The 24,563-nt window shown below is 62.8% G+C and carries 23 protein-coding genes and 1 riboswitch; of the genes, 12 read left to right on the top strand and 11 right to left on the bottom strand.

Translation table 11 applies throughout. The features are described from left to right. Positions 1 to 401: 401 nt before the first annotated feature. Positions 402 to 941, top strand: a complete 540-nt coding sequence (ycfP, locus tag R2E40_RS13245; RefSeq protein WP_016351064.1) for an alpha/beta hydrolase YcfP — start codon at positions 402 to 404, stop codon at positions 939 to 941. Positions 942 to 1,019: 78 nt separating this feature from the next. Then, positions 1,020 to 2,312: an NAD(P)/FAD-dependent oxidoreductase gene (locus R2E40_RS13240; protein ID WP_139704540.1), complete on the top strand. Its 1,293-nt coding sequence runs from the start codon at positions 1,020 to 1,022 to the stop codon at positions 2,310 to 2,312. 105 nt (positions 2,313 to 2,417) lie between these two features. On the opposite strand, the gene R2E40_RS13235 is transcribed toward R2E40_RS13240, so the two are convergent. From R2E40_RS13235 to R2E40_RS13225, 3 genes are read right to left on the bottom strand one after another with little or no spacing between them, the layout of a single operon-like run. After that, the gene (locus tag R2E40_RS13235) at positions 2,418 to 3,218 is read right to left on the bottom strand and encodes a hypothetical protein (RefSeq protein WP_029300414.1); all 801 of its coding nucleotides are present in this window, start codon (positions 3,216 to 3,218) and stop codon (positions 2,418 to 2,420) included. A 46-nt stretch (positions 3,219 to 3,264) separates the two neighbouring features. After that, on the bottom strand, positions 3,265 to 4,344 hold the full coding sequence (locus R2E40_RS13230) for an HBL/NHE enterotoxin family protein (protein ID WP_017408109.1): 1,080 nt from the start codon (positions 4,342 to 4,344) through the stop codon (positions 3,265 to 3,267). 24 nt (positions 4,345 to 4,368) lie between these two features. Next, positions 4,369 to 5,487, bottom strand: a complete 1,119-nt coding sequence (locus R2E40_RS13225) for a hypothetical protein (protein WP_318163578.1) — start codon at positions 5,485 to 5,487, stop codon at positions 4,369 to 4,371. 437 nt (positions 5,488 to 5,924) lie between these two features. Here R2E40_RS13225 and R2E40_RS13220 point away from each other — a divergent pair, with 437 nt between their 5' ends. From R2E40_RS13220 to R2E40_RS13210, 3 genes are all read left to right on the top strand, one after another. Then, positions 5,925 to 6,242, top strand: a complete 318-nt coding sequence (locus R2E40_RS13220; protein WP_011706400.1) for a heavy metal-binding domain-containing protein — start codon at positions 5,925 to 5,927, stop codon at positions 6,240 to 6,242. Positions 6,243 to 6,414: 172 nt separating this feature from the next. After that, on the top strand, positions 6,415 to 7,173 hold the full coding sequence (locus R2E40_RS13215) for a substrate-binding periplasmic protein (RefSeq protein ID WP_318163577.1): 759 nt from the start codon (positions 6,415 to 6,417) through the stop codon (positions 7,171 to 7,173). A gap of 177 nt (positions 7,174 to 7,350) precedes the next feature. After that, on the top strand, positions 7,351 to 8,364 hold the full coding sequence (locus R2E40_RS13210) for an LD-carboxypeptidase (RefSeq protein WP_318163576.1): 1,014 nt from the start codon (positions 7,351 to 7,353) through the stop codon (positions 8,362 to 8,364). 88 nt (positions 8,365 to 8,452) lie between these two features. Here R2E40_RS13210 and R2E40_RS13205 read toward each other — a convergent pair whose 3' ends face one another. Next, the gene (locus R2E40_RS13205; RefSeq protein WP_318163575.1) at positions 8,453 to 10,714 is read right to left on the bottom strand and encodes an LTA synthase family protein; all 2,262 of its coding nucleotides are present in this window, start codon (positions 10,712 to 10,714) and stop codon (positions 8,453 to 8,455) included. A gap of 254 nt (positions 10,715 to 10,968) precedes the next feature. Between R2E40_RS13205 and R2E40_RS13200 the strand changes: the two genes are divergently transcribed. After that, positions 10,969 to 12,057: a hypothetical protein gene (locus R2E40_RS13200; RefSeq protein WP_318163574.1), complete on the top strand. Its 1,089-nt coding sequence runs from the start codon at positions 10,969 to 10,971 to the stop codon at positions 12,055 to 12,057. Between the two features lie 94 nt (positions 12,058 to 12,151). Here the strand turns inward: R2E40_RS13200 and lysC are convergent, their stop codons facing one another. Further along, positions 12,152 to 13,504 carry a lysine-sensitive aspartokinase 3 gene (lysC, locus tag R2E40_RS13195; RefSeq protein WP_318163573.1) on the bottom strand — a complete coding sequence of 451 codons (1,353 nt, stop codon included), beginning with the start codon at positions 13,502 to 13,504 and terminating at the stop codon, positions 12,152 to 12,154. A gap of 89 nt (positions 13,505 to 13,593) precedes the next feature. Continuing rightward, positions 13,594 to 13,818: riboswitch (Lysine riboswitch) on the bottom strand. Between the two features lie 107 nt (positions 13,819 to 13,925). Further along, complete coding sequence (gene argA / locus R2E40_RS13190) at positions 13,926 to 15,254, bottom strand: amino-acid N-acetyltransferase (RefSeq protein ID WP_318163572.1); 1,329 nt, start codon at positions 15,252 to 15,254, stop codon at positions 13,926 to 13,928. Positions 15,255 to 15,513: 259 nt separating this feature from the next. Between argA and msrA the strand changes: the two genes are divergently transcribed. Further along, positions 15,514 to 16,146 (top strand): peptide-methionine (S)-S-oxide reductase MsrA, encoded by a 633-nt coding sequence (msrA, locus tag R2E40_RS13185; RefSeq protein ID WP_024944924.1) that lies wholly within the window; start codon positions 15,514 to 15,516, stop codon positions 16,144 to 16,146. Between the two features lie 340 nt (positions 16,147 to 16,486). Here the strand turns inward: msrA and R2E40_RS13180 are convergent, their stop codons facing one another. The 3 genes from R2E40_RS13180 to R2E40_RS13170 are packed head-to-tail and all read right to left on the bottom strand — an operon-like array spanning position 16,487 to position 17,718. After that, a complete protein-coding gene (locus R2E40_RS13180; RefSeq protein ID WP_024944925.1) occupies positions 16,487 to 16,822 on the bottom strand; it encodes a DUF3802 family protein in 336 nt (111 codons plus the stop codon). A gap of 54 nt (positions 16,823 to 16,876) precedes the next feature. Then, entirely contained in the window at positions 16,877 to 17,365 is a 489-nt protein-coding gene (locus tag R2E40_RS13175; RefSeq protein WP_029302790.1) for a GNAT family N-acetyltransferase, read from the bottom strand. Beyond that, a complete protein-coding gene (locus R2E40_RS13170) occupies positions 17,362 to 17,718 on the bottom strand; it encodes an MmcQ/YjbR family DNA-binding protein (RefSeq protein WP_016351046.1) in 357 nt (118 codons plus the stop codon). The genes R2E40_RS13175 and R2E40_RS13170 overlap by 4 nt, the downstream gene beginning before the upstream one ends. Before the next feature lie 106 nt (positions 17,719 to 17,824). Between R2E40_RS13170 and R2E40_RS13165 the strand changes: the two genes are divergently transcribed. Next, positions 17,825 to 18,607: an alpha/beta fold hydrolase gene (locus R2E40_RS13165; protein ID WP_005302068.1), complete on the top strand. Its 783-nt coding sequence runs from the start codon at positions 17,825 to 17,827 to the stop codon at positions 18,605 to 18,607. A 153-nt stretch (positions 18,608 to 18,760) separates the two neighbouring features. Further along, the gene (locus R2E40_RS13160) at positions 18,761 to 19,156 is read left to right on the top strand and encodes a VOC family protein (RefSeq protein WP_318163571.1); all 396 of its coding nucleotides are present in this window, start codon (positions 18,761 to 18,763) and stop codon (positions 19,154 to 19,156) included. 74 nt (positions 19,157 to 19,230) lie between these two features. Here the strand turns inward: R2E40_RS13160 and R2E40_RS13155 are convergent, their stop codons facing one another. Beyond that, positions 19,231 to 19,572: a ribbon-helix-helix domain-containing protein gene (locus R2E40_RS13155; protein WP_238325208.1), complete on the bottom strand. Its 342-nt coding sequence runs from the start codon at positions 19,570 to 19,572 to the stop codon at positions 19,231 to 19,233. Between the two features lie 40 nt (positions 19,573 to 19,612). After that, positions 19,613 to 20,590 carry a LysR family transcriptional regulator gene (locus tag R2E40_RS13150; protein WP_318163570.1) on the bottom strand — a complete coding sequence of 326 codons (978 nt, stop codon included), beginning with the start codon at positions 20,588 to 20,590 and terminating at the stop codon, positions 19,613 to 19,615. 60 nt (positions 20,591 to 20,650) lie between these two features. On the opposite strand from R2E40_RS13150, the gene R2E40_RS13145 reads away from it, so the two are divergent. Genes R2E40_RS13145 through R2E40_RS13135 form a run of 3 tightly spaced genes read left to right on the top strand, consistent with a single transcriptional unit; the run spans position 20,651 to position 24,563 of the window. Continuing rightward, entirely contained in the window at positions 20,651 to 22,348 is a 1,698-nt protein-coding gene (locus tag R2E40_RS13145) for an L-lactate permease (protein ID WP_318163569.1), read from the top strand. A gap of 12 nt (positions 22,349 to 22,360) precedes the next feature. Then, positions 22,361 to 23,137, top strand: a complete 777-nt coding sequence (locus R2E40_RS13140; RefSeq protein WP_318165558.1) for a (Fe-S)-binding protein — start codon at positions 22,361 to 22,363, stop codon at positions 23,135 to 23,137. Next, positions 23,130 to 24,563, top strand: a complete 1,434-nt coding sequence (locus R2E40_RS13135) for a LutB/LldF family L-lactate oxidation iron-sulfur protein (RefSeq protein WP_318163568.1) — start codon at positions 23,130 to 23,132, stop codon at positions 24,561 to 24,563. Before R2E40_RS13140 ends, R2E40_RS13135 begins: the two co-directional genes overlap by 8 nt.

Here is a 24,563-nt window from a genome sequence, read left to right as displayed (position 1 = left end):
ATGGATGGGGTCCGGGTCGCCCTGGATCCGGCCGCGCAGGCGAAGGTTGCCTTCACGCGGTATCGCAGGGGGAGTGCAGGAACCGTGCTCAGTCGGTATGCATGGGTGTCTGTTGGCCCTGTTCATGCGCATTTTTGCAGGCGGGATCACGCTTGCACGCGCCGATGGCTGACAATCGTTTGCCAGTCGATGGGACCGGGCTTTCAGATTGGTAGCCCGGTTATCATTTCGGTCGGTCGGGCTCTCAGATTGATAGCCGGCAGTGGACTGTTGCGCGCCGTCTGGTTTCATCCGTAACCGAGGGCGTGATCCAAAGCAAGAAAGTAGGATGTTTTGGTGGCGCAGGGCCATGCCGCTGGGGTAGTTTCGATAAAACCGACACAGATCCTGAGGTCTTATCCATGATCATCTATCTGCATGGCTTCGATGCCACCAGCCCGGGCAATCACGAGAAAGTGCTGCAGTTGCAGTTTATTGATGATGATGTGCGTTTCGTGCACTACAGCACGGTTCACCCCCGTCATGACATGAGCCACCTGCTCAAGGAAGTGAAGAAGCAGCTCGACATGAGCACCGATCCCAAACCCCTCATCTGCGGGGTGGGGCTGGGTGGGTACTGGAGCGAGCGCATTGGCTTCCTGTGCGGCATCAAGCAGGTGATCTTCAACCCCAACCTGCACCCCGAAATCACCATGCAGGGCAAGATCGACCGACCGGAAGAGTACGAGGATATCGGCACCAAATGTGTGTCTGAATTTCGTAGTAAAAATTCAGGAAATTGCCTCTGCATCCTTTCCGTTCAGGATGAAGTGCGCGATAATGGCGAAACTGAGCGTGAATTGAAGAATTATTACAACATCGTGTGGGATGAGCGAGAGACGCACAAGTTCAAGAACATCTCTCATCACCTGCAACAGATGAAGGCTTTCAAAGAAGCCTGATTGATCGTCACGTCATGGATTCAACTATCAAGGGAGCCGATGGCTCCCTTCGCTTTAATGGAACCGAGGTAATTAACCATGACCAATATTGTTGTCGTCGGCGGCGGTGCCGGCGGTCTGGAGCTGGCCACCAGCCTGGGCCGCAAGCTGGGCAAGAAGAACAAGGCCAAGATCACCCTGGTTGATCGCAACCGTACCCACCTGTGGAAACCCCTGCTGCACGAAGTGGCCACCGGCTCCATGGACGCGGGCATCGACGCCCTGAGCTACCAGTCCCACGCCAAGAACCACGGCTTCGACTTCCAGCTGGGTACCCTGACCGACATCAAGCGCGACGAGAAACGCATCGTGCTGGGGAAGATCGTCGACGATAACGGCGACATCGTGGTCAACGAGCGCGAGCTGCCCTACGACTACCTGGTGATGGCCATCGGTTCCGTCTCCAACGACTTCAACACCAAGGGCATCAAGGATCACTGCATCTTCCTGGACAGCCCCTCCCAGGCGCACCGCTTCCACAACAGCATGATGAACCGCTTCCTGCAGTTCGCCACCGAATACCAGCCGGGCGATAAGGTGAAGATTGCCATCGTCGGCGGCGGCGCCACCGGTGTAGAGCTCTCTGCCGAGCTCTACAACGCGGTCGAGCAGCTCTACGCCTACGGCTTCAAGAACCTGACCACCGACAGCCTGAAGGTGACCCTGGTGGAAGCGGGCCCCCGCATCCTGCCGGCCCTGCCGGAGCGCATCAGCGGCGCAGCTCACCAGGAGCTGGTCAAGCTCGGTGTGGACGTGCGTACCGCCACCATGATCACCGAAGCGACTGCCGATGGTCTGCATACCAAGGATGGCGAGCTGATTGAAGCGGACCTGATGGTGTGGGCGGCCGGTATCAAGGCGCCGGACTTCATGAAGGATATCGCCGGCCTTGAGACCAACCGCATCAACCAGCTGGTGGTGAAAGAGACCCTGCAGACTACCCGTGACGAGAACATCTTCGTCATCGGTGACTGCGCCGCCTGCCCGCAGCCGGATGGCAAGTTCGTGCCGCCGCGCGCCCAGTCCGCCCACCAGATGGCGACCCAGGCGTTCAAGAACATCCTGGCCAAGATGAACGGCGGCGAAATGAAGCCCTACCTCTACCACGACCACGGTTCGCTGGTATCCTTGAGCCGCTTCTCCACCGTGGGCAGCCTGATGGGCAACTTGATGCGCGGTTCCATGATGGTGGAGGGCTACATCGCCCGTCTGGTCTACATCTCGCTCTACCGGATGCACCAGATCGCTCTGCACGGCTACGTCAAGACCGGCCTCATCATGCTGGTGGGCCGCATCAACCGGGTGCTGCGCCCGACCCTGAAGCTGCACTAAGCCGCCTGGGGCGAACGTGGCGGGGCGGCAACGGCCCCGCACACCATGAAACGCGCACTATGAAAAAGGAGAGGCCCTGGCCTCTCCTTTTTTGTTGCAGGCGTATCAGGAGGCGTCCACTTGCAGGGTGCGCACCTCGGTGAGGGCGGCGGTGAAGAACAGCCGCGCCAGTTCCGGGTCTCCTTGCCCGGCATCGCGGGCGACGTTGGCAATGTCGCCGCCGAGCAGGGTGATGGTGTTGCCCACCTTGCTTACCCGATCGATGAGGGAACCGAATTGCTGGGAGAAGGCCGTCGTCTGGCCGAGGAAGCCTTGCTGACGCTGGATCTGCCCCTCAATCTGGTTCACCTGTCCCTCCAGGCTGCTCACCTTGTTCTGGGTCTGCGTCAGGGTAACGGCCAGGGCGATGAGGCCCGGCAGCCCCAGCAATCCCAGCCCCAGTAGGTAGAGTTTTTTCTTGTTGAGGGAGTCCAGCTCCTGCCGGGCGCCGTCCAGATTGGATTGCAGCCCGGCGATGGTGGCTTGCAGCTCCACGCCGATCCGTTGCAACGCTATGTTGTCTTGCGTGATGCGATCGTTGGCGCTCTGGCTGGCGGTCAGAGTCTGGGCGGTCAGGGTCTGGATGGGGGCAATCTCCTGCTGGACCAGATCGACGAACGCCTTGAGCGCCTCGGGGTTGAACGGGCCGGTATTGGCCAGCTGTTGCGTCAGTTGCAGCTCCAGGCGGGCAGCAAATGCCAGGACCTGCTGCTGCATGGTTTGCACCTGGGGCAGCAGGGCCGCGACCACCTCACCGACGTTCTGCTGGATGTTGACGGCGTTTTGCGGCAGACCGCTGAAGGACTGAATGGTCGCTTCGGCCTGCTGCATGTTGGCAATGGATTGGGAAAGAATGCCGTTGCTCATGGAGTCTCCTTGATGGAAGAGGGCGGCCAGGCCGCCCTCCCGGGGTTTAGGCGGCCAGGCGCGCCACGAAGTTGGCGATGGTGTCGGTTTGCGGCACTTGCAGCGGGCTCACCCCGGCCATCTGGGCCTTGATGGTGGTCACGTCGGTGAGCACCGTCTTGACCGTGGTGTCGGCGGCGGTCAGCCAGAGCTGACGGATGTCGTCGCCGCTGGTGATCCCCTTGTCCAGGTCGGTGATCAGGCTGCCCAGATCGGAGGTGAGGGAGTCCCAAGCGTTGCTCATCTGGGTGGCGGCGGTGACGGCGTTTTGCGCCTGCACCTGCAGCCCCTTGTAGCCGTTGCCGATCTGGGTGGCGATCAGCACCTCGCTGTTGAGGCTGCTGCGTTTCTGGTACAGATCCTGGCGGGCGCCGAGGGAGTTGTGCAGCACAATGGCGCCAGCCGTGATGCCACCGGCCCCGGCGACCATCATGGCGACCCCGCCGATGACCACCGGGGTCGAGGTGCCGGCGGTCACAAAGTCGGCCACGGCACCGATGGCGGTGACGAAGGCGCCACCAATCACCAGCAGCCCCCCGGCGACGATGCCGGCGATGGCGCCGTCGATGGCTGCGTTCACCTTGTCGATGTCGCCGTTGAGCTGGGCGAGCACCCCGTTATCCCCCTGCACCTTGCTGTTGAGGTTCACCACGATTCCCTGGAAGTTGCTGGAGTCGGTGATGAGGTTGTTGTTGAGATTGACGATCACCAGGCGGGTGTCGGCGGAGAGCCGCTGATATTCGGTAGCCTGTTCCTTGATGACGCTCAGCTGCCTGAGCCACTGAGCCTTGGTGGAGCCGGGCGGCAGCACGGCCGGAATGGCGTTTTGCAGGGCAAAGTAGTTGGAGATGTTGCTGATGTTGGTGATGATCTGCGGCTGGATGGTATTGAGATAGAGGTCGGCGTGCCCCTTCGCCAGATCGAGCCCCTGGTTGATCTGGGTCTGGTTGTCCTTGAGGTTCGGGAACTGGCTGAAGTCCACCGGCACCTGCTGCTTGACGCTGTTGCAGTAGGTCTGGATCTGCATGGCTTGGGAAGCCTGGTTGGCCATACCCTGGTCCATGGTGATGGTTGTTGCGTTGGTCATTTGGCGTGTCCTTGCGTGGTGGGATTAAGCGTCGGGCAGGATGCCGTTGCCGGCGTAGGCTGCCTTGATGTCGTCAACCTGGCTCGAGAGCAGTTGCCAGGACTGGGTGTTGAGCGCCACGGTGCGCCGCAGCTGGCGTACGTCGTCGGGGCTGTTGAGGTCAGTGACCACGGGCACGGCCCCTTGATAGGCGTCGGCCACCTTCTGCCAGCCTGCGGGCAACTGGGTGACGGTGTCGGCAACCCGGCTGTAGGTGTCGACAAACAGCTGGTTTTGCGCCTGCACCGACTTGGCCACGCTCAGCAGGGTGTTGGTGGCAGCCAGCGCCTGATAGGCCTGGGCCAGCTTGTCGGTGTTGGTCTTGAGCTCGCGGGCCGCCTGGCTGGAGCCAGCGATGCCTGAGGAGAGCGCCTTGAGGCCGGAGATCATGTACTGGGTCTGCTGATCGGTCTCTTTGGCTATCTCCTGCGACGTGGCGGGTTTGGCCCCCTTGTCGGCCGGTTTCTGCTCCAGCGTCAGCGAGGTGACGATGGCCCGTCCCAGCTGGTTGACCCCTTCACCGGCTTTGCCGCCCTCGTCGACGATCGCCTGGATATTGGCGGCGATAGCCTGGTTGAGGGCGTCAATGATCTCGGTCTGACGCTTGGCGTCGGCCATCAGATCCTGCTCGAGCTGGGTGATGACGCCGTTGAACTGGGTCATCAGGGGGCGCAGGGAGCTCCAGGCCACCTGCACGCGGGTATTGAGTGCCTGGGCATTTAGCCGGTAGCTCTGGGCCTGATCGACGAGTGACGTCAGTTGTTGTCCCAGCCGTGCCCCGCCCGCGAGAACGGCGGCGTCGTCTTCCTGACCCAGCAGGCGGTTGAACGCGGCGACCAGGGCGTAGAAGTTGGAGCCGTTGCTCAGCAGGTGGATAAGACCGGACAGGTTGGTCTGCTGGTAATAGCGTGCCTGATTCATCATCTGGGCCTGGTAGGCCTCGATTTTTACCGCGAGGGTGGAGTCGATCTCGCTGTTGGCCAAGGACTGCTGTATCAACAGCAAGTTCGCATAGGTCTGGTTGAGCAGGGCGGGTGAGGTCGCCGACAGGTAGGCGGCCAGCAGACCTTGATCCCCCAGATCCAGGGTGGTGATCGTGGTCATGACATGGCCTCCATCGCGGTGTCGGCGAGCGGGCTGGCGGGGGAACATGCCCCCAGTGCGAGGGTGGGGTGAGGTAGTCGGGTATCCTGCTGCATCATGCTGCTCTCCTCGTGACGAAGTGGGTCTGTCCCTGCGCTGGTGCCGGGACAGACTCACCCTAGGGAAAGGCAAAATGGGCCACAACTGATAGTTTTGTCACTTGATGTTTGAGCCGGATCGGCTAATGAAAGGGGCGTCTGCACGGGGCATGCCGGTGGCCCGGTGTTGCTTTTCACCGGTGCCTTCCACCGGTAAACAGGCCTGCCAACGGGCACTGGCTTCGGGATATGGGGCACGATCAGCCAGGGTCTGACTGGCACGTATCGAGTCTGTCTGCTTGCCTGGTCTCCTGCGCTGCTTTAGGCTGTCTCCCCAGTACACTCCACAAGGAAAGCAAGATGATCCTCTCAACCACTCCCACCCTGGAAGGCAAGACCATTCGCGAGTACCGCGGCATCGTCGTGGGCGAAGCCATTCTCGGCGCCAACGTGTTCAAGGATCTGTTCGCAGGCATCCGCGACATCATCGGCGGCCGCTCCGGTGCCTATGAAAAAGAGCTGGCCCGGGCCCGGGAAATCGCCTTCGACGAGCTCAAGGAGCGCGCCGCGGCACTGGGGGCCAATGCGGTGGTCGGCATCGACATCGACTACGAGGTGGTGGGGCAAAGCGGCAGCATGCTGATGGTCAGCATCAGCGGCACCGCCGTGCTGGTCTGACCCCTTGAAACAACAAAAAACCGGCCACCTCGTGCCGGTTTTTCTGTTTCTGCGTGTCGGCGTGGAGTGATGGCGACCGAGCCGCCGTCTGCTCTTGATGGCCAGCCGCTATAAGCAGTACGGCTGATGCGCGCCATACTTGTCACAAGAGAGGACGGTCCGGAGGTCAATCATGTCCCATGTTCGCTGGTTATTGCTGTGGTGCTGGCTGGGCAGCGCCATGGGGGCAAGCATTCAGGCGGTGACAGAGGAGCTGCCCCCTTATAACTACCGGGACGGAAATGGTCAGGTCACCGGGCTGTCGGTGGATATGCTGCACCGAATGCTGGAGGTCAGCGGTGTCACGCTCGACAGCAAGGGGATACAGCTGCTGCCTTGGGCGCGGGCCTATCAGATGGCGCAGTATGATCCCAATACCGTCATCTTCAGCATGATACGGCTGCCGGAGCGGGAGGCGCTCTTCCATTGGGTTGGTCCAATCGGTCCTCGTGTCATCTGGTTCTATCGCTTGGCAAACCGCGACGATCTGGTGGCCAGTCAGCTGGCCGAGCTGGCTCCCTGGCGGATTGCCGTGGTGCGAGATTCGGCGATGGCCCGTGAGTTGTCGGGAAAAGGGCTCAATTTGGTATTGGTGCACGACGAGGATGACAAGTTTCGCATGATGCTGCGCAGGAGGGCGGACATAGCCCCGGCCATGCAGATGGGAGCTGCCTATCACATAGAGTCATTGGGACATCATTACTCGGATTTTGTCCCCATGTTCCAGTTTCAGGAGACCATGCTGTTCTACTTCGCCTTCAGCCGCAACACGGATGAAGCCACCATCAAGCTGCTGCAGAAGGCATTCGATCAGATGCGCAGTGATGGCTCCTACGAGGAGATCACCCAGAAATGGGTGCACCGCTTCTGGATCAAACCGGCGAGCGAATGAGTTGCTTTGTACCTCCATGCAGCACTCGAGCTCCTGATGACTGGCCGGGTTGCGCCGGCCACTCCCTTGGCTTTGCCCTCTTTTCCTGCTGTCTTTAGAGTCATGGTATGGCTATTATGAGTCCTTTCTTGTGGGCGTTATGCCCTGAATGGTCATATTCGGAACAGGGCTTATCGGATGACGCTACTCAAACCGCCGGGGCTCAAGCCCGGCGATACCATCGGCTTTTTTTCTCCCTCCAGTGCGGCCACCGCCTGGGCGCCAAACCGCTTTGCCCGTGCCGGAGCGTTTTTGGAGGGGCAGGGCTTCAGACTCAAGGCAGGCAGCCTCACCGGCCAGCGCGATCACTGGCGATCCGGCTCCATTGCCGCCCGGGCTGACGAGCTCAATGCCCTCATTCGCGATCCGGAGGTGCGCTGCATCATGTCGGTGATTGGCGGCAACAACTCCAACTCCCTGCTGCCCTACCTCGATTTTGATGCACTCAAGCGCGATCCCAAGATAGTCATCGGTTACTCCGACGTGACGGCCCTGCTGCTCGGCATTCATGCCCGCACTGGCCTCGTCACCTTCTACGGGCCGGCGCTGGTGGCCTCGTTCGGCGAGCTCTCTCCGCTGGTGGACGAGACGCTGTCGGGCTTTCGCCAGATCTGCCAGGCCGGTGGCGCCGCCGTGCCCCACACGGTGCCGACCCCGGCGCAATGGACCGAGGAGCGGCTTGACTGGGAGAACCAGACCCGGGCCAAGGTCTGTCAGCCCAATCGGCTGATCTCGGTGGGTACCGGTCGGGTGCGTGGCCGGCTTATCGGCGGCAACCTCAATACGATGGCGGGGATCTGGGGCTCCCCCTATATGCCGGCCATCGAGCAGGGGGACATTCTGCTGCTGGAAGACAGCCTCCATTTGGCAACGACGGTGGAGCGCTCGTTTGCCCACCTCAAGCTGTGCGGGGTGTTTGATCGCATCGGTGCCCTGGTGCTCGGCAAACACGAGCTGTTCGACAGCCAGGGCAGCGGTCGGCGGCCGCTCGACATCCTGCTGGAGGTGGTGGGGGAACCGACCTTCCCCATTTTGGCGGAGTATGACTGCGCCCACACCCACCCCATGCTGACCCTGCCCCTTGGCATCGAGGCGATGCTGGATCTCGATGCCCAGCATCTCACCCTGTGCGAGCCCTGGCTCGGCGAGTGAGCCCGCGTTGGCTGCCATCGCCGCATCGGCACATAGACAAAGAGGTCGCCCGGGCGACCTCTTTGTCTATGTGCCGCGATAGCGGGGCTCAGGGCAGGGCGTCGGGTCGGAAGCTGGCGCGGATCTGCGGCACCAGGGGCGCGACATCGAAACCCTTCTCTTCGCCCAGCACCGGGTGGAGCAGGGCCAGATCCGGGATGGGGGTCATGTCGCCCGCCAGCAGCTGGCGAGTGGCCTGGCCCATCTGATAGAGCTGGCGTACCGGGGCAAACTGGGTCGCCAGATTGAGGGAGTCATCGGCGCGGGCAAAGGCCATCATGGGGATCTGGTAGCTGGCATCGCGGGGCGGCTTGTCGCCGTGAATGCCCTTGCCGGCGGACATCAGGAACGGCTGGTGATCGCCAAACGCCACCACCAGGTAGCGTTTGCCTGAACGATCCAGGCTGGTCAGCAGATGCTCCAGCGACGCCATGGCATCCACCACACCGGTGTAGTAGGTGTTGAGCAGCTGGCGATCGGCATCGCTCTGATCCGGGCATGCCTTGTCGAGCTGTTGGGCCTGGTAGCGATCCCCGTCGAAGGGGCCGTGCCCCTGCATGGTGACCGCGTAGGCAAACAGCGGCTGCTCATCCTGCTCACTGCGCTTGAGCAGGTGGTCGATGAGGGCATCGTCCGAGATATAGAGCCCCTTGTGTTCGAGCGTGGTGAAGCGGGTATCGAACCAGCGCTCCTCATAGCCAAGGGCCGGGATCGCCTTGGCGCGGCCCCAGAATTTCTCCACATAGGGGTGGGCAAACAGGGTCTGGTAGCCACTTTGCTTCGCACTTTGCGCCAGGCCCGGCACCTGCTCCGAGAGGTAGTAGTAGGGCACCATCCCCTGTTTGAGCAGCCCCACCGGCAGACCGGTGTTCATCTCGAACTCCGCCAGTACCGTCATGCCGCCGGTGGTGGGGGAGTGGATGGTCTTGTGCCACTGCTGCACGCTGGCCGGCAGGCTCAGGGTGGGGGGCGGCGCACAGATCTTGCCCTGCCAGCCGAGCCAAAGGGATTCATATTGCAGCACGATCACCAGATCGAAACGGGGTGGCTGGCTCAGGCTGACGTGGCTGAGCTGAGGGGTGAACTCGTTGATCTGCAAGGGATAGCGAAACACGCTGCCACTTTGCAGCATCTCGTCCACCAGGTTGAACAGATAGAGGCCGGGCCCCGAGCGGATGATGTCCCTGTGGTAGTTGACCGCTCTGTCCACATAGCGAATGTTGGGCCCCAGCAGCTTGTTGCCGGTCTGGGTGGCGAACACGCACAGCGCAAAGAAGGCGGCGGTGGCGGCCAGGGTGCGCAGGATCCAGCGCGACAGGGCGAAGTGCCAGCACAAGAAGAGGGCGAGCGCACCGCCCAGCAGCGGCAGCACCGGGTGCTGCTCCAGCAGGATGCGCAGCAGCGCCACCAGGTTGCCGAGATCGTCTCCCCCGAGCGGTACCCCGTAGATGGCGATCTTCATGAAATTCGCCAGCAGCCCGATGCCGGACAGCGCCGTGAACACCAGCCCCATGTAGAGGTTGAAGCCCGCCAGCGCGCAGAGGCTCCAGCCCAGCACCATGCTGCCCCAGGCCAGGTAGTAGTGCTCCGGGCGAAAGCCTGACCAGAGCAGAAACTCCCCCAGCTTGAACACCACGAAGCCGTGCAGCAGCACGAAGGTGAGGTTGCCGAGCAGCAGGCTGCCGGCGATGCGCCAGCGCAGATTGCGCCTGAGGGTGGGCAGCACCACCTTCAGCACGGCGGCGCTCAGGGCCAGCACCAGCAGCAGACTGGTGCAGAGATAGGTGAGGTTGAAACCCCGCTCCGGCAGGGTTTGCAGGATCTGGCTGAATTCACCGCTCTCGGGTCTCTCCTTGAGCAGCAGGCCGATCCGCAGCTGATAGCGGCTGGCCAGGGCGTCGTCGGGGGCGCGCAGGGTGCTGTTGAGATCCAGGGTGCAGCGCCCCTTGCGGCACTGCTGGCGCTTGTCCACCGGCTGGCTCAGCTGATCGATGCGCTCGCCCCTCTCATTGAGCAGCTCCACCCTGACCTTGTCACCCTCCTGCAGCGGCCCGCGCAACTGCCACTGGCTGCGAACCACCAGATAGAGGCCGCGGCTGTCGCTCTTGTAGAGCAGGGCGTGACGGGTGAGGGTGGCGATGGGGTTGTCCGCCGGCCCCAGCACCAGCGGCTGGGCCCGACCGAGCCAGCTGGTGGGGTTGATCTGCGGCAGCAACAGGGTCAGCAGCAGCAGCGCGGCCAGCATGGCGAGCAGCACGGCGGGCAGAGCGGGCACCCTGGCTGACAAGCGCGCTGAAGTGGGGGCTTTCATATGGGCTCATCCTTTGAGCGAGTGGCGATGAAACATGGCTGCTGCATTTAATTTGACCCGATGGTGATGGGCTTGTTCCTTGTTGTCAATTTAATGACCGGACAATGAACATTACGTGACCGTGAAACCATGCAAACTGTGATCCCGATCCGGGGGCCGCACTCATTCTGTGATGAAAGCGTCATCATGGCGCTTTGCCACTGGCCTGCCTCTGCCTTGCTGCTTAGTCTCTCAATATGGATGGAGGTACATGTATGAATCCCAAAGTAGCGGCACGTCAGGCAAGATTGCTCCGTATGCTGGAGAGCAAACAGGAGATCCGGATCGGGCGCGAGCAGGACTGTCCCTTGTCCGTGGCCAAGCTGGTGCGACTCAAGGAGGATCATCCGGCGGTGCTCAAGGTCTATCGTCACGGCCTCACCGCCGAGGTGTTCCACCTCAAGGTGGAGGGACATCACTGGTGCCTGAAGCGGCGCCGGCACGACTCCCTGGTGGCCAACGTGGACGGCAGAACCGCCTTCCTGACCGAGCTGGAGCGCCGCCGCGAGATTGAGGCCCTGCGGGAGTTGCATCCCACCATCCTGGCCAACGTGGTCTGTACCTGTTTTGGCTCGGCCCGTGCTGGCGTGCTGGTCTCCCCCTGGCTGCGGGGCGTGCCGGTGCATGAACTGAACGAGCGCAACCTGGCACAGATGCTGGCGGTGCAGGCGGAGCTGGCCCATTGGGGCTGGTTCGACTGGGATCCGAGCCCCGGCAACCTGCTCGACGATGGCCAGCAGATCAGCGTGTTCGACTTTGGCTATATGTGGCCCTTTGACCCCCGCCATGAATTCAATTCCAACGGCCTCACCGATCCCGCATTTCACGTGCCGGAGCGGCTGGAGACCCGCACCCTCTCGGGCCTGTGGCTCGACGAGCCGGATCCGCTGCCGCAGTTTCGCTACTGGCGCGGCCTGTGTATCAATTGGGCGCAGCGGGAGCTGCAACACCTGACCCGGGAGGGGGCTAGCGCACCGGTGCTGGCCCGTTTGCAGAGCCTGCTGGGAGAGTGGCGCTCGGCCCTGGCCAGCGAGGAAGCGCTGGCTGCCAACTGGTGGCGCGACATGTATCGCAGCCATCGGCTCGACATTGCCGACGATCTCAGCGGCAAGAGCTGCGGCCCGCTCACTCTGCGCCGGCTCGACTGGTTGCAGCAGGCGGTGGCCGAACACTTCGCCGAGCTGGTGGACAACCTGGGCCCCGACGAGGCGGGCTTAAGTCAGGCGGCGCTGCTGAGCCGGCTGGAAGGGCTGCGCGAGGAGATCCGGGCCAACCTGCTGCCGGTACCGACCCTGGTGGGCTAGGGAGAACCGCACTTAGATCTCATCTGCGTATCACCCTATATAAAAAGAGGGGCCAACCGGCCCCTCTTTGTTATTTCCATGCGGTGTCAGTACATCAGTCGAGCAGCTCCTGGTGGAGGCGGTTGACGATGTGGCCTGCCTCGTCCTCCTTGACCAGGAAGCAGAGATTGTGGGCGCTGGCGCCGTAACAGATCATGCGGATGTTGTGCTCGCGAATGGCGTCAAAGACCTGACTGCCCACCCCGGCCGCCTCGCTCATCCGGTTGCCGATGAGCGCCACCAGCGCCAGCCCCGTCTCCACCTGCACCTTGCACAGCTGGCCAAGCTCTGCCAGCACCTTGTCGCCGAGGATGGGCTCGCCGTTGCTCTGGTTGCCGGTGTGATCCAGGGTGAGCGACACGCTCACCTCCGAGGTGGTGATGAGATCCACCGAGATGCGGTGGCGGGCCAGGATGCCGAACACCTCGGCCAGAAAACCGTAGGCGTGGAACATGTTGAGGCTGTGCAGGGTGACCAGCACCTGGTTGCGGCGCAGGGCCACGGCGCGAAACAGCGGATTGGTGCGAGTGCTGGCGCGGATCCAGGTGCCGCCGGCGGCCGGATCCTTGCTGGAGCCGACAAACACCGGGATGTCCTGGCGCACCGCCGGCTGCAAGGTGGCCGGGTGCAGCACCTTGGCGCCGAAGGTGGCCATCTCGGCCGCCTCCACGAAGCTGATTTCGGGGATGGGGCGGGCTCGGGTGACCAGGCGCGGATCCGTGGTGTAGATGCCGGGCACGTCGGTCCAGATCTCGATGGTTCCGGCGTCGAGTGCCTCGGCCAAGAGGGCCGCGCTGTAGTCGGAGCCGCCCCGGCCGAGGGTGGTGGTGCGCCCATCGCCGTCGGCACCGATAAAGCCCTGGGTGATGATGAGGCTGTCGCCAAGCAGGGGGCCCAGCTCGGCCTGGCAGAGGGTGCGGGTGGCGGTCAGATCCACACTGGCCTTGCCAAAGCGGCTGTCGGTGCGCAGCAGCTGGCGCGCATCCTGCCAGCAGGCCTTGACGCCACGCTGGCGCAGCAGTTCGGTAAAGAGGCGGGTGGACATCAGCTCGCCGCAGGCGATGAGCCTGTCGGCCAGCTCGGCATCGGTGTGCAGATGGGCCTGGCGTGCCATGGTGCGGATTTCGCCGAGCTGGCCGTGGATGAGGTCGCTCAGATCGCCTGGGTCGCCCAGCTCCGTCAGAATGGCCTGCTGGATCTCGGTGAGCCTGACCAGTTGCGCCTCCTGGCCTGCCTCGTCCAGATCGCCCTGAGCCAGTGCCACCAGCAGGTTGGTGACGCCGGCGCTGGCGCTCAGCACCACCACCCGGGTGGCCGGGTTGGCCAGCACCACATCGGCGCAGTTGTTCATGGCTGCCGCGTTGGCGACGCTGGTTCCGCCAAACTTGGCGACATTGATCGGGCTCATTGCTTACTCCTGTCTTAATATGAAAATCCGGATCCATCGGGCAAAAAGAGAGGAGGAGGCTGAAAATGGCAGGAATGATCGAAGCTATCCCGGCCAGAAGCACTCCACCCGCAGAGCCCATCCCGTACCCGCCCCTGACGGGGCGCGGTGGGGGATGACCACTACCGATGACAACCCGGGGGATTCAGCCCCCGCAGCCGACACTGAGGTATCCAGTTGCCTCAGATGTCTCGGCGCTGCTCCCCCTGACCCAAGTTCACCGGACACTGGTGTCCTCCCTCGGGCTGCCTGGGCAGCGCTCCTCTTCTGGCTCCACCAGGGCGGTGGAGTGCATTTAGAAATACCTTGCGTTGGATTGCACTGTCAATCGAGTTTGTGAAAAAGTTCAAAAAGTCAGCCAAGCCAACGCAAAATCAATGGCTTATACGATTGCCTTTGACAAAACCTTGGAGCGACGCTGCCAGTTGTAGAGGCGCTGGCGCGCCACCGGCAGATCTTCCACCTCCAGCGGATCGAAGCCCCGTTCCCGGAACCAGTGAATGGAGCGGGTGGTGAGTACGAACAGGCGGCGGATGCCGAGTCGCTTGGCCCGCTCGGCCACCTTGGCCACCAGCTGATCCCCCCGGTTGGAGTTGCGGTAGTCGGGGTGGATGGCGACGCAGGCCATCTCCGCCATCGCTTCTTCCATGAAGCAGTAGAGCGCCGCGCAGCCGATGATGAGGCCGTCGCGCTCGATGATGGTGAACTTGTCGATCTCCATCTCCAGCTGCTCGCGGGAGCGGCGTACCAGAATACCTTCCTCCTCTAGCGGGCGGATGAGATCCAGGATGCCGCCAATATCCTCGATGGTGGCGGCGCGCGCCTGCTCGGCGCTTTCGCGCACGATCTGGGTGCCGAGGCCGTCGCGGCTGAACAACTCCTGCAGCATGGCGCCGTCATCCTGATAGCTCACCAGGTGGGAGCGGGGCACGCCGCCGCGGCAGGAGGCGATGGCCGCGCGCAGGTAGCGGGCGGTGCCGGACATCTCTTCCCCCGCCTGCTCCAGCTCCACCAGCAGCTCTTCGGCCTGCTCGGGGAAGAGCTCGGAGATGGCTTCGCCGTGGCGATCCATCACCCCCTGGGTGCTGCTGAAGCAGATGAGTTTGTCCGCTTTCAAATCCACCGCCACCCGGCGGGCCACCTCTTCCGAACTCAGGTTGAAGCTCTCGCCGGTGACCGAGCAGCCGATGGGGGAGATGAGCACCAGGCTCTTCTGATCCAGCTGGCGGGTGATCCCCTCCACGTCGATGCGGCGTACCCGGCCGCTGTGGCAAAAATCGATGCCGTCATCCACCCCGAGCGGCTGGGCGGTGACGAAGTTGCCGCTCACCACGCTGATGCGGGCCCCCTGCATGGGAGTGTTGGCGAGCCCCATGGAGAGCTGGGCGGTGATGTCGTACTGCAACCCACCGCACACCTGCTTGATGATGGCGAAGCTCTCGTCATCGGTGACCCGGATGCGCTTGTGGTACTGGGCCTCGATGCCGGCACGGGCCAGCGCCTCGTCGTTTTGCGGACGGGAGCCGAACACCAGCACCAGGCGTATCCCTAAGGTCTGCAGCAGGGCGATATCGCTGACGATGTTGGCGAAATTGGGGTGGCAGAGGGCTTCCCCCCCCATCATCAGCACGAAGGTGGCGCCTCTGTGCACATTGACGTAGGGGGTAGACTGCCGAAAGGCATAGACCAGGCTGGGTTCGCGTTCACGCACTTGAGGCTTCTTCCATAAAAAAACAGCAATAGGCTCAATATATGAAAATAAATGCACAAATCAAGACTAAATATTGATTTGACGTGATTTTGTCATCGTGGCGGTCAGGCGGCCCGAACAGCGGGAACACCAGGTGGGGCAGGGGTGTCAGCGGTGTGAGGGTACGCCTCAGGTTGATCCCGGCCCATAAACTGTTATCTTCGATATTCCTTTTCGTCAGCTGTGCGATCGCACAGGTTTTTATACAAGGACAGGGTGCATGGAACAGATTATTTCGCCGGCAGACGCGCTGCCGGGACGCCGCGAGGCGATGGTGATTGGCCAGCAGCATGCGGTCAATGGTCACCCGACTCAGGGACCCTGGCCTGAAGGGATGGCGGTGGCCTGGTTCGGCATGGGCTGCTTCTGGGGGGTGGAACGCCTGTTCTGGCAACAGCCCGGGGTCTACTCCACCGCCGCCGGCTATCAGGGCGGGGTGACCCAGAATCCCACCTACAAGGAGGTGTGCAGCGGATTGACCGGCCATGCCGAGACGGTGCAGGTGGTGTTTGATCCCAAGGTGATCAGTTACGGCGACCTGCTCAAGCTGTTCTGGGAGCAGCACGATCCGGCTCAGGGCATGCGCCAGGGCGGTGACATCGGCACCCAGTACCGCTCCGTCATCTTCTTCGGGGACGACACCCAGGAGGCGATTGCCCAGCAGAGTCTGGCTGCCTATCAGCAGGCGATGACGGCGAGCGGTGACGGGCGCACCATCACCACCCGCATTCTGCCGCTGGCGCCCTTCTATTACGCCGAGGATTACCATCAGCAATATCTGGAGAAGAATCCGGACGGGTATTGCGGCCTGGGTGGCATCGGTGTCTGCCTGCCACCGAGCCTCAACCGCTAGGTGAAGATGACGGGTATCTGTTACTTGTCATTGATGGTGAAAAGAAAAAGGCCGCGTTTGCGGCCTTTTTATCGGGTTTTGTCAGGAGAGTGAAAAAAATCATAAAAAAATGTATCATGAGCGGGAACTAAATTGAACCCGCTTTGCCTAACCTAGTAGCCACCATGGATGGCGGCTAAGACCAGACACATTTCTTGCCTCGAAAATTCATAAAAGTCATTGAAAAGCTTGATGAGTTGAAATGATAGCAAGCAGGGCTGCCCGTTGAAGGCGGCCCTTTTCATGTTTGCGGTGCGGAAAATTTGCGGGGGAGTGGCGAACTTGGCGTTCGCCATTGTGATCAGCTGATGGCGCCGTCAAACAGGTTCTTGATGAGGTCGATGAACTCTTCGAGGAAGGCTTTCTGCTCCGGGGTCGGGGCGCGCAGCCAGACGGCGGAGAGCACCTCTTCCAGATCGGCCACCACCGCATCGGCTTCCTGCATGATCACGAAGCGCAACTTGGGATCGAGCTGCGGGTTCTGCTCGCAAATGGCCATCAGGTTGCTGGCCACCCGGCCACTCACCAGATCTTCGATGGTCTGTTCACCACTGCTCTGTTGCTGGGTTTCAAACAGTCCCAGACTCTCCACCAGATACTCAATCAGGGCGATATAGCCTTCGCTTTCTACAACCATGGCGGCCTCAATCCTCAACAATACGAAAAACTGTGCGTATTTTAGTGGCTGGACCTAGCTTGGCAAGCGGCAGTGCAGGCGATAACGGATAAAACCGACCCCGCCACGTTCCACGCTCTCCAATCCGGTCAGCTCAAAGCCATACCGTAAAAATAGCCCATAGCTGAAGGCGCTGGCTTCCGTTGTCAGCTGTGTGAGTCCGAGCCGTTTTGCCTCGGCGAGGGCCGCAGCCAGCAGCAGGCCGCCATAGCCCCGGCGCGGGTGATCGGCGCTCACATAGAGCAGGCTGAGGTGGCCATCCTGACTCAGGGTGACGAAACCGAGTGGCTCGCCGCCTTGCTCCAGCACCCAGCCGTGGTGCTCGCGCAGCTGGCCGGCAAAGCCGGGATGATGGGCGCCGAGGGCCCACTGCTCCACCTGCTCCGGGCTGTAGTGCTGCGGGCCAATCCTTCGCACCGACTGCTCGAACAGGGCGCAAAGGGCGGGGATGTGCTGCTCGTTCAGCTGGACGAGCCTGGGCTCTGCCGCCATGGCGGGGCTCATCGCTGCGGCGCCTGCGGACGCTTGGCCTTGGGCAGACCGGCCACCACCCGCTCGTAGGAGTGATGCACCCAGCCCTGCCAGAGATCGTCGGCCAGGCCGTCGCTGAAGGTGACCGTGTTCCAGTGCTGCTTGTTCATGTGCCAGCCCGGTTTGACCTCGGGGTGGAGTTCGCGCAGCAGCAGGGCCAGCTCGGGTTCGCACTTGAGGTTCAGCCGTAGCGGCTCGGCCTGCCAGTCCAGCAGGGCAAACATTTTGCCGGCGATGCGATAGACCAGGATCTCTGGGCCGAAGGGGGTATCCTCCTGAGCGCCCGGCAGGGTCAGCAGAAAGGATCTCAAACGGGTCAACTCCATGGTCATGCTCCTGGCCGCTTGCGGTGCAAACGTATTAGTCGGGTGAAAAAATCTGCTAAGATGCGCGCCTACTATACCCCAATGCCGTCGATGAGGGAGTCGCAAGATGCTGTATCACAAGACCTTCGAGCTGGGTCCCGAGCGGGATTGGGTAGTATTCGTGCACGGGGCGGGCGGCAGCTCCTCCATCTGGTTCAAGCAGTTGCGCGCCTATCGCGAACACTTCAACGTGCTGCTGCTGGACCTGCGCGGCCACGGCCAGTCCCACAAGCTGCAGCAGGTGATCAAGGGCCACTACAGCTTTCGGGCGGTGACCGAGGATATCCTGCAACTGCTCGATCACCTCAACATTCGCCGCGCCCACTTCGTCGGCATCTCCCTTGGCACCATCCTCATTCGCCATCTGGCGGAGCTCTGCCCCGAGCGGGTCAAGAGCATGGTGCTGGGCGGCGCCATTTTGCGGCTCGACATCCGCTCGCGGGTGCTGGTACAGCTCGGCCGCCTCGGCCAGCACATCCTGCCTTACATGTGGCTCTACCGGCTGTTTGCCTTCATCATCATGCCCCGTCAGCACCATCAGGAGTCGCGCAACCTGTTCGTGCGCGAGGCGCGCAAATTGTGCCAAAAAGAGTTCAAGCGCTGGTTTCGCCTCGCCACCGAGGTGAACCCCTTGATGCGCTACTTCAAGGAGCGGGCCCTGCCCATTCCGACCCTCTATGTGATGGGGGAGGAGGATCACATGTTCCTGGCGCCGGTGCGCGAGCAGGTGGCGCGTGATCCCTACAGCCGGCTCGAGATCATCGACGGTTGCGGCCACGTCTGCAACGTGGAGCGGCCCGAGCACTTCAACCGCCAGTCGCTGGCCTTTCTCACCGCCCAGCCCGGCTGAATCGGCGCCAGCCGCCGATTTGATGCGGCCCTGGTGGCTTGAGCCTGTGAGGCAATGTCAGGTTTTGGCCGCCAATCTCCGGGTGCTAGTCCACTACTACCCGGCGGGCTGAGCCCTTGGTTACCCTGTGACTCCCATCACCAAGGAGTCCCTATGACCAAACTCATCCACACCATGATCCGGGTTCGCGACCTGGATAGATCCGTGCGTTTCTACCGCGAGGCCCTCGAGCTGGAAGTGCGGGAGCACTTCCCCTTCGATGGTTTTTCCCTCACCTACCTTGCCAATGATCAGAGTGGCTTCGAGCTCGAATTGACGCACAATCAGGGCCAGGCCGAGCCCTACAGCCACGGCAACGGCTATGGCCATCTGGCGGTGACGGTGGAAAACATCGAGGCGGCGCATCAGCGTCTGACGGCGCTGGGTCTGGCCCCTGCGCCGGTCAAGGCGATGCACCATGAGGGCACCCTGCTGACCCGACTGTTCTTTTTGACCGACCCCGACGGTTACCAGATCGAGTTCATCGAGCGGGCCGGCCGCTTCGCCTGAACTTGAAGCGTGGAATAGGAAGGGGCCGCAGCCTGGTGCTGCGGCCCTTTTTTCATGAGGAAGGAAAAGGCTCCTCAGGCGGCGACGTCCGGCTCCTGTCTTGCTTCCAGATGAACCAGGCAGGAGCAGCGCAGCAGGGAGGCAAAGTTGCTCATCTCCATGCCGTTGCCGAGCGCCTCCTGATAGAGCTCGGAGAGAAACAGCCCCATGGAGCGCCCCTGGGCCTGGCAGAGCTGCTCCAGGATGGTCCAGAACTTGTTTTCCAGCCGGATGCTGGTGCTGTGGCCGCAGATCCGCACCGAGCGGGTGGTGCAGGCGTAGTGACTGGGATCCTGGCCGGAGAAGACGGTGCACATGGGCTGGTCCTGAGCGGTAAAGGGGAGGGCCATGGTAGGCAACTCTGCCGCCTGGGTCAAAAAAGCCCCTCCGTTGATACGGGATGACCGCCACCCCCCGTCAGCCAAAATAGTGGGCAATGTCGAGGTAGCGCTGGCGGATGTGCTCGATCAGCAGCCGGATCTTGCGCGGCGGCTGGCGGGTAAAGGGGTAGACGGCGTAGATGCCGAGCTTCTTGCCTACCTGATCGGGGAAGAGATCCACCAGCTCGCCATTCATCAGGTCGTGATAGACCAGGCAGCGCGGCACATAGACGATGCCGCGTCCCCCCAGCGCCGCCTTGCGCAGGGCGCCGGCGTTGTCGGTGCAAAAGCTGCCCGATACCGACAGCAGATAGTTGCCCTCTTCCCCCTTGAAGGCCCACTCCGAGGCCCCCGTGCTCTGGTAGGCGTAGCGCAGGCAGTTGTGGGTGAGCAAGTCAGACGGCTCGCGCGGCGCCCCGAAGCGGCGCACGTAGGCGGGGGCGGCGCAGATCACCCACTGGGAGTCGAGGATGTGGCGGGCAATGAGGCTCGAGTCATCCAGATAACCGGTGCGAATGACCAGGTCGAACCCCTCTTCCACCAGATTGACGAAGCGGTTGTCCAGCGACATCTCCACCGTGAGCCCAGGGTGTTGCTGGCAAAAATCGGCCACCGCATCGGCCAGCAGCAGCTCGCCGGAGATGGTGGGCACCGACATCCGCACATGACCGCTCACCTTTTCACCAAAACCCGCCACCGCGTCGAAGGCGTCCAGTGCGGCGGCCTTCACATTTTTGGCACCCTGATAGAGCTCCTTGCCCGCCTCGCTCAGGGTGAGCCGGCGGGTGGTGCGATAGAGCAGCTGCACCCCGAGATCTTCCTCCAGGCGCCCGATCCGTTTACTAACTACCGAATTTGTCAGGGAATTTTGTTCAGCCACCTTGCTGAAGGAACCGGCCTCCACCACCTGGGCGAAGAGGATGAGGTCGTCGGTACTGGCCATATTGATCAACTTTTGGAACGAATGTTGTTCATTATTTCCATATATCACGAAAAAGGAACAGGGTAAGGTCACGTCCGCTTAACAAAACAACAACAAGGTGCGCCTCTGCACCGCTCGGACAAGGACGCAATGATGACAGACACCCTGCTGGCCCTGGTGGCCTTCTCGCCGATCCTAGTGGCCGCCGTGCTGCTGGTCGGCCTCAACTGGCCCGCCAAGCGCGCCATGCCCGTCGCCTTTTTGTTGACCGTGTTCATCGCCCTGTGGGGCTGGCAGATGAGCCCGACCCGGGTCTTTGCCTCCACCCTGCAGGGGCTGGTGATCACGGTGACCGTGCTCTGGATCGTGTTCGGCGCCATCCTGATGCTCAACACCCTCAAGCACACCGGCGCCATCAGCGCCATTCGCGGCGGCTTTACCAACATCTCGCCGGACCGGCGCATCCAGGCCATCATCATCGCCTGGTGCTTCGGCGCCTTTATCGAAGGGGCCTCCGGTTTTGGCACTCCGGCTGCCATCGCGGCGCCGCTGCTGGTGGCCATCGGCTTTCCGGCGCTGGCCGCGGTGCTGCTCGGCATGATGATCCAGTCCACCCCGGTCTCGTTCGGTGCGGTGGGTACCCCCATTCTGGTGGGGATCAACAAGGGGCTCGACAGCCAGGCCATCGGCCAGACCTTGAGCGCCGGTGGCAGTAGCTGGGACATCTACCTGCAACAGGTGACCACCAACGTGGCCCTTATTCACGCCACCGTCGGCACCCTGATGCCGGTGCTGATGGTGATGATGCTGACCCGCTTCTTCGGCCGCCACCGCAGCTGGACCGAGGGGCTCGCCATCCTGCCGTTTGCGATTTTTGCCGGGCTCGCCTTCACCGTGCCCTATGCCCTGACCGGCATGCTGCTTGGCCCCGAGTTCCCGTCCCTCATCGGCGGCCTGGTGGGGCTGGCCCTGGTGGTGACGGCGGCGCGAGCCGGTTTTCTGGTGCCGAAATCCAGCTGGGATTTCGCCCCCGAACAGGAGTGGCCCGCCGAGTGGCTGGGTTCCCTCAAGCTCGATCTCAAAGAGGCCGCCGCCCGCCCCATGTCGCTGCTGCTGGCCTGGCTCCCCTATGTGGCGCTGGCCCTCCTGCTGGTGGCCAGCCGGGTGAGCCCGGAATTCAAGGCCAGCCTCTTGTCGGTGAGCCTTGCCTTCACGGATCTGCTGGGGGAGAAGGGGGTCAGCGCCTCCATTGAGCCGCTCTACCTGCCGGGGGGCCTGCTGGTGCTCTGCGCCCTGCTCGCCACCTTGTTGCAATCGCGCTCTCTCGCCCCCTTCGGGAGGGCTCTTGGGGAGTCCAGCCGCACCCTGATCGGCGCCGGCTTCGTGCTGATCTTCACCGTGCCCATGGTGCGCATCTTCATCAACTCCGGCGTCAACGGGGCGGATCTCGCCAGCATGCCGGTGACCACCGCGAACTTCGCCGCCGGGCTGGTGGGGGAGTTCTTCCCGGCGCTCAGCGCCACTATCGGCGCGCTGGGGGCCTTTATCGCCGGCTCCAACACGGTGTCGAACATGATGTTCAGCCAGTTCCAGTTTGAAGTGGCGCAGACCCTGGGGGTCTCCACCGCCGCCATGCTGGCGCTGCAGGCGGTGGGCGCGGCGGCCGGCAACATGATTGCCATTCACAACGTGGTGGCGGCGTCGGCCACCGTGGGGCTGCTCGGCCGTGAGGGGGCGACGCTACGCAAGACCGCGCTGCCGACCCTCTACTACCTGCTGGCCACAGGCCTGATCGGGCTGGCGCTCATGTACAGCTTCCACATCTCGGACGCACTGCTGCAGCTCAAGTAAGGAGAGCAAGTGATGAAGGTAATGCGGGTCTATCCGGCCAAGCCGGCCGATGTCTATCTCTACGCCACCTGTCTGGTGGACCTGTTCGACCCGGTGGCGGGGCTCGATGCCATCGCCCTGCTCGAGCGGGAAGGGATAAGGGTGCACTTTGTCGAGAAACAGACCTGCTGCGGGCAGCCGGCCTACACCTCGGGCCATGAAGAGGAGGCGCGCCAGGTGGCGCAAAGCCAGATGGCGCTCTTCCCCGAGCCCTGGCCGGTGGTGGTGCTGTCGGGCTCCTGTGGCGGCATGATGCACCATCACTATGCGCGCCTCTTTCCCGAGCGCCGCGAGGTGGCGGCGTTTTGCGAGCGGGTGTTCGAGCTCACCGAGTTTCTGGCCCAGGTCTGCCGGGTGTGCTGGCACGGGGTGGGGAGGGCGAGCATCGTCATGCACACCTCCTGCTCGGCCCGGCGCGAGATGCAGGTGCACAGCCGGGCCCGTGCCCTGCTGGGCCAGCTCGATGGGGTCACCTTGCATGAGCAGGCCTACGAGAGCGAGTGCTGCGGCTTTGGCGGCACCTTCTCGGTGCGCCATCCCCACATCAGCCAGGCCATGGTGGAGGACAAGACCCGCCACCTGCTGGCCACCGGCGCCGACACCCTGGTGAGCGCCGACTGGGGGTGCCTGCTCAACATCAAGGGCTCCCTGGCCTATCAGGGCAAGACACTGCCCGCCATGCATCTGGCCAGCTTCCTGCTCGCCCACAGCAAGCGGTTGTCAGACAAAGAGGAGGCCCATCATGAGTGAGCACACCAAGTATTCGCCGCGCCGCTTCCATCCCCAGGCCGAGGCGGCCCTGGCCGACCCCGTGCTGCGCCAGAATTTTCGCGGTGCCATGGATTACCTGCGCGGCAAGCGGCGGGATGCCTTCTCTGACCCCGCCGAAGAAGCGGCGGTGCGCGATGCGGCGGAGCAAATTCGCCAGCGCTGTCTCTCGCGCCTGCCGGAACTCTTGGAGCAGCTCGAAACCAACTGCGAGCGCAACGGCATCCGGGTGCACTGGGCCCAGACACCGGCCGAGGCCAACACCATCATCCTCGGCATCGCCCAAAAACATGGGGTGAGCTCCATCGTCAAGGGCAAGTCCATGGTGAGCGAGGAGGTGGGGTTCAACCACGAGATGGCGCGCCACGGTATCCGCTGCCTTGAGAGCGACATGGGGGAGTTTATCGTCCAGCTCGATGGCGATACCCCGTCCCACATCATCATGCCCGCCATCCACAAGAACAAGCAGGAGGTGAGCGACACCTTTGCCGGCAATCTGGCGGATTTCACCCCCACCACCGACGTGGACGAGCTGATCCAGACCGGGCGGCGGGCCTTGCGTGAAGAGTTTCGCCGTGCCGGCATGGGGCTCTCCGGCGTCAACTTCGCGGTGGCGGAGACCGGCAGCCTGTGCCTCGTCGAGAACGAGGGAAACGGGCGCATGTGCACCACGGTGCCGAAAGTGCACGTGGCCATCACCGGCATCGAGAAGGTGGTGGAGTTTTTATCCGATGTGCCGCCGCTTTATAGCGCCCTGACCCGCTCGGCCACCGGCCAGGCCATCACCACCTACTTCAACGTCATCAGCGGCCCGCGCCGGGCAGGGGAGCTGGATGGCCCGGACGAGGTGCACCTGGTGCTGCTCGACAACGGCCGCAGCCAGGCTTACCGGGACGAGGAACTGCGCAAGACCTTGCAGTGCATCCGCTGCGGCGCCTGCATGAACCACTGCCCGGTCTACACCCGCATCGGTGGCCACGCCTACGGCACCATCTACCCGGGCCCCATCGGCAAAATCATCTCCCCCCACCTGCTGGGGCTGGAAAGCACCCAGGATCTGGTGACTGCATCCAGCCTGTGCGGTGCCTGCGGCGAGGTGTGCCCGGTGCGCATCCCCATTCCCGACCTGTTGCAGCGCCTGCGCCGGGAGGCCAAACACGACGCACAGCCCGGCCACGAACCGCTGGCGGGGCAGGGGGTGGCCAAGAGCCGGCTCGAGACCCTCGCCATGCAGGGCTTTGCCTTTGCCGCCACCCACCCGCGCCTCTATCACGCCGCGACCGGGGTGGCCGGTCGCCTGCGGGGCTTGATGCCCAAACACCTGGGCCCCTGGACCCAGTGCCGCGAAGCCCCCAAACCCGCCCCCCAGAGCCTGCACGCCCTGCTGCGCAAGAAGAAGGAGTCCTGA

Source organism: Aeromonas sp. CD (assembly GCF_033349375.1).
GTDB lineage: Bacteria > Pseudomonadota > Gammaproteobacteria > Enterobacterales > Aeromonadaceae > Aeromonas > Aeromonas hydrophila.
The sequence above is the reverse complement of the archived record's forward strand: the minus strand, read 5'-3'. Positions and strand labels throughout refer to the sequence as shown.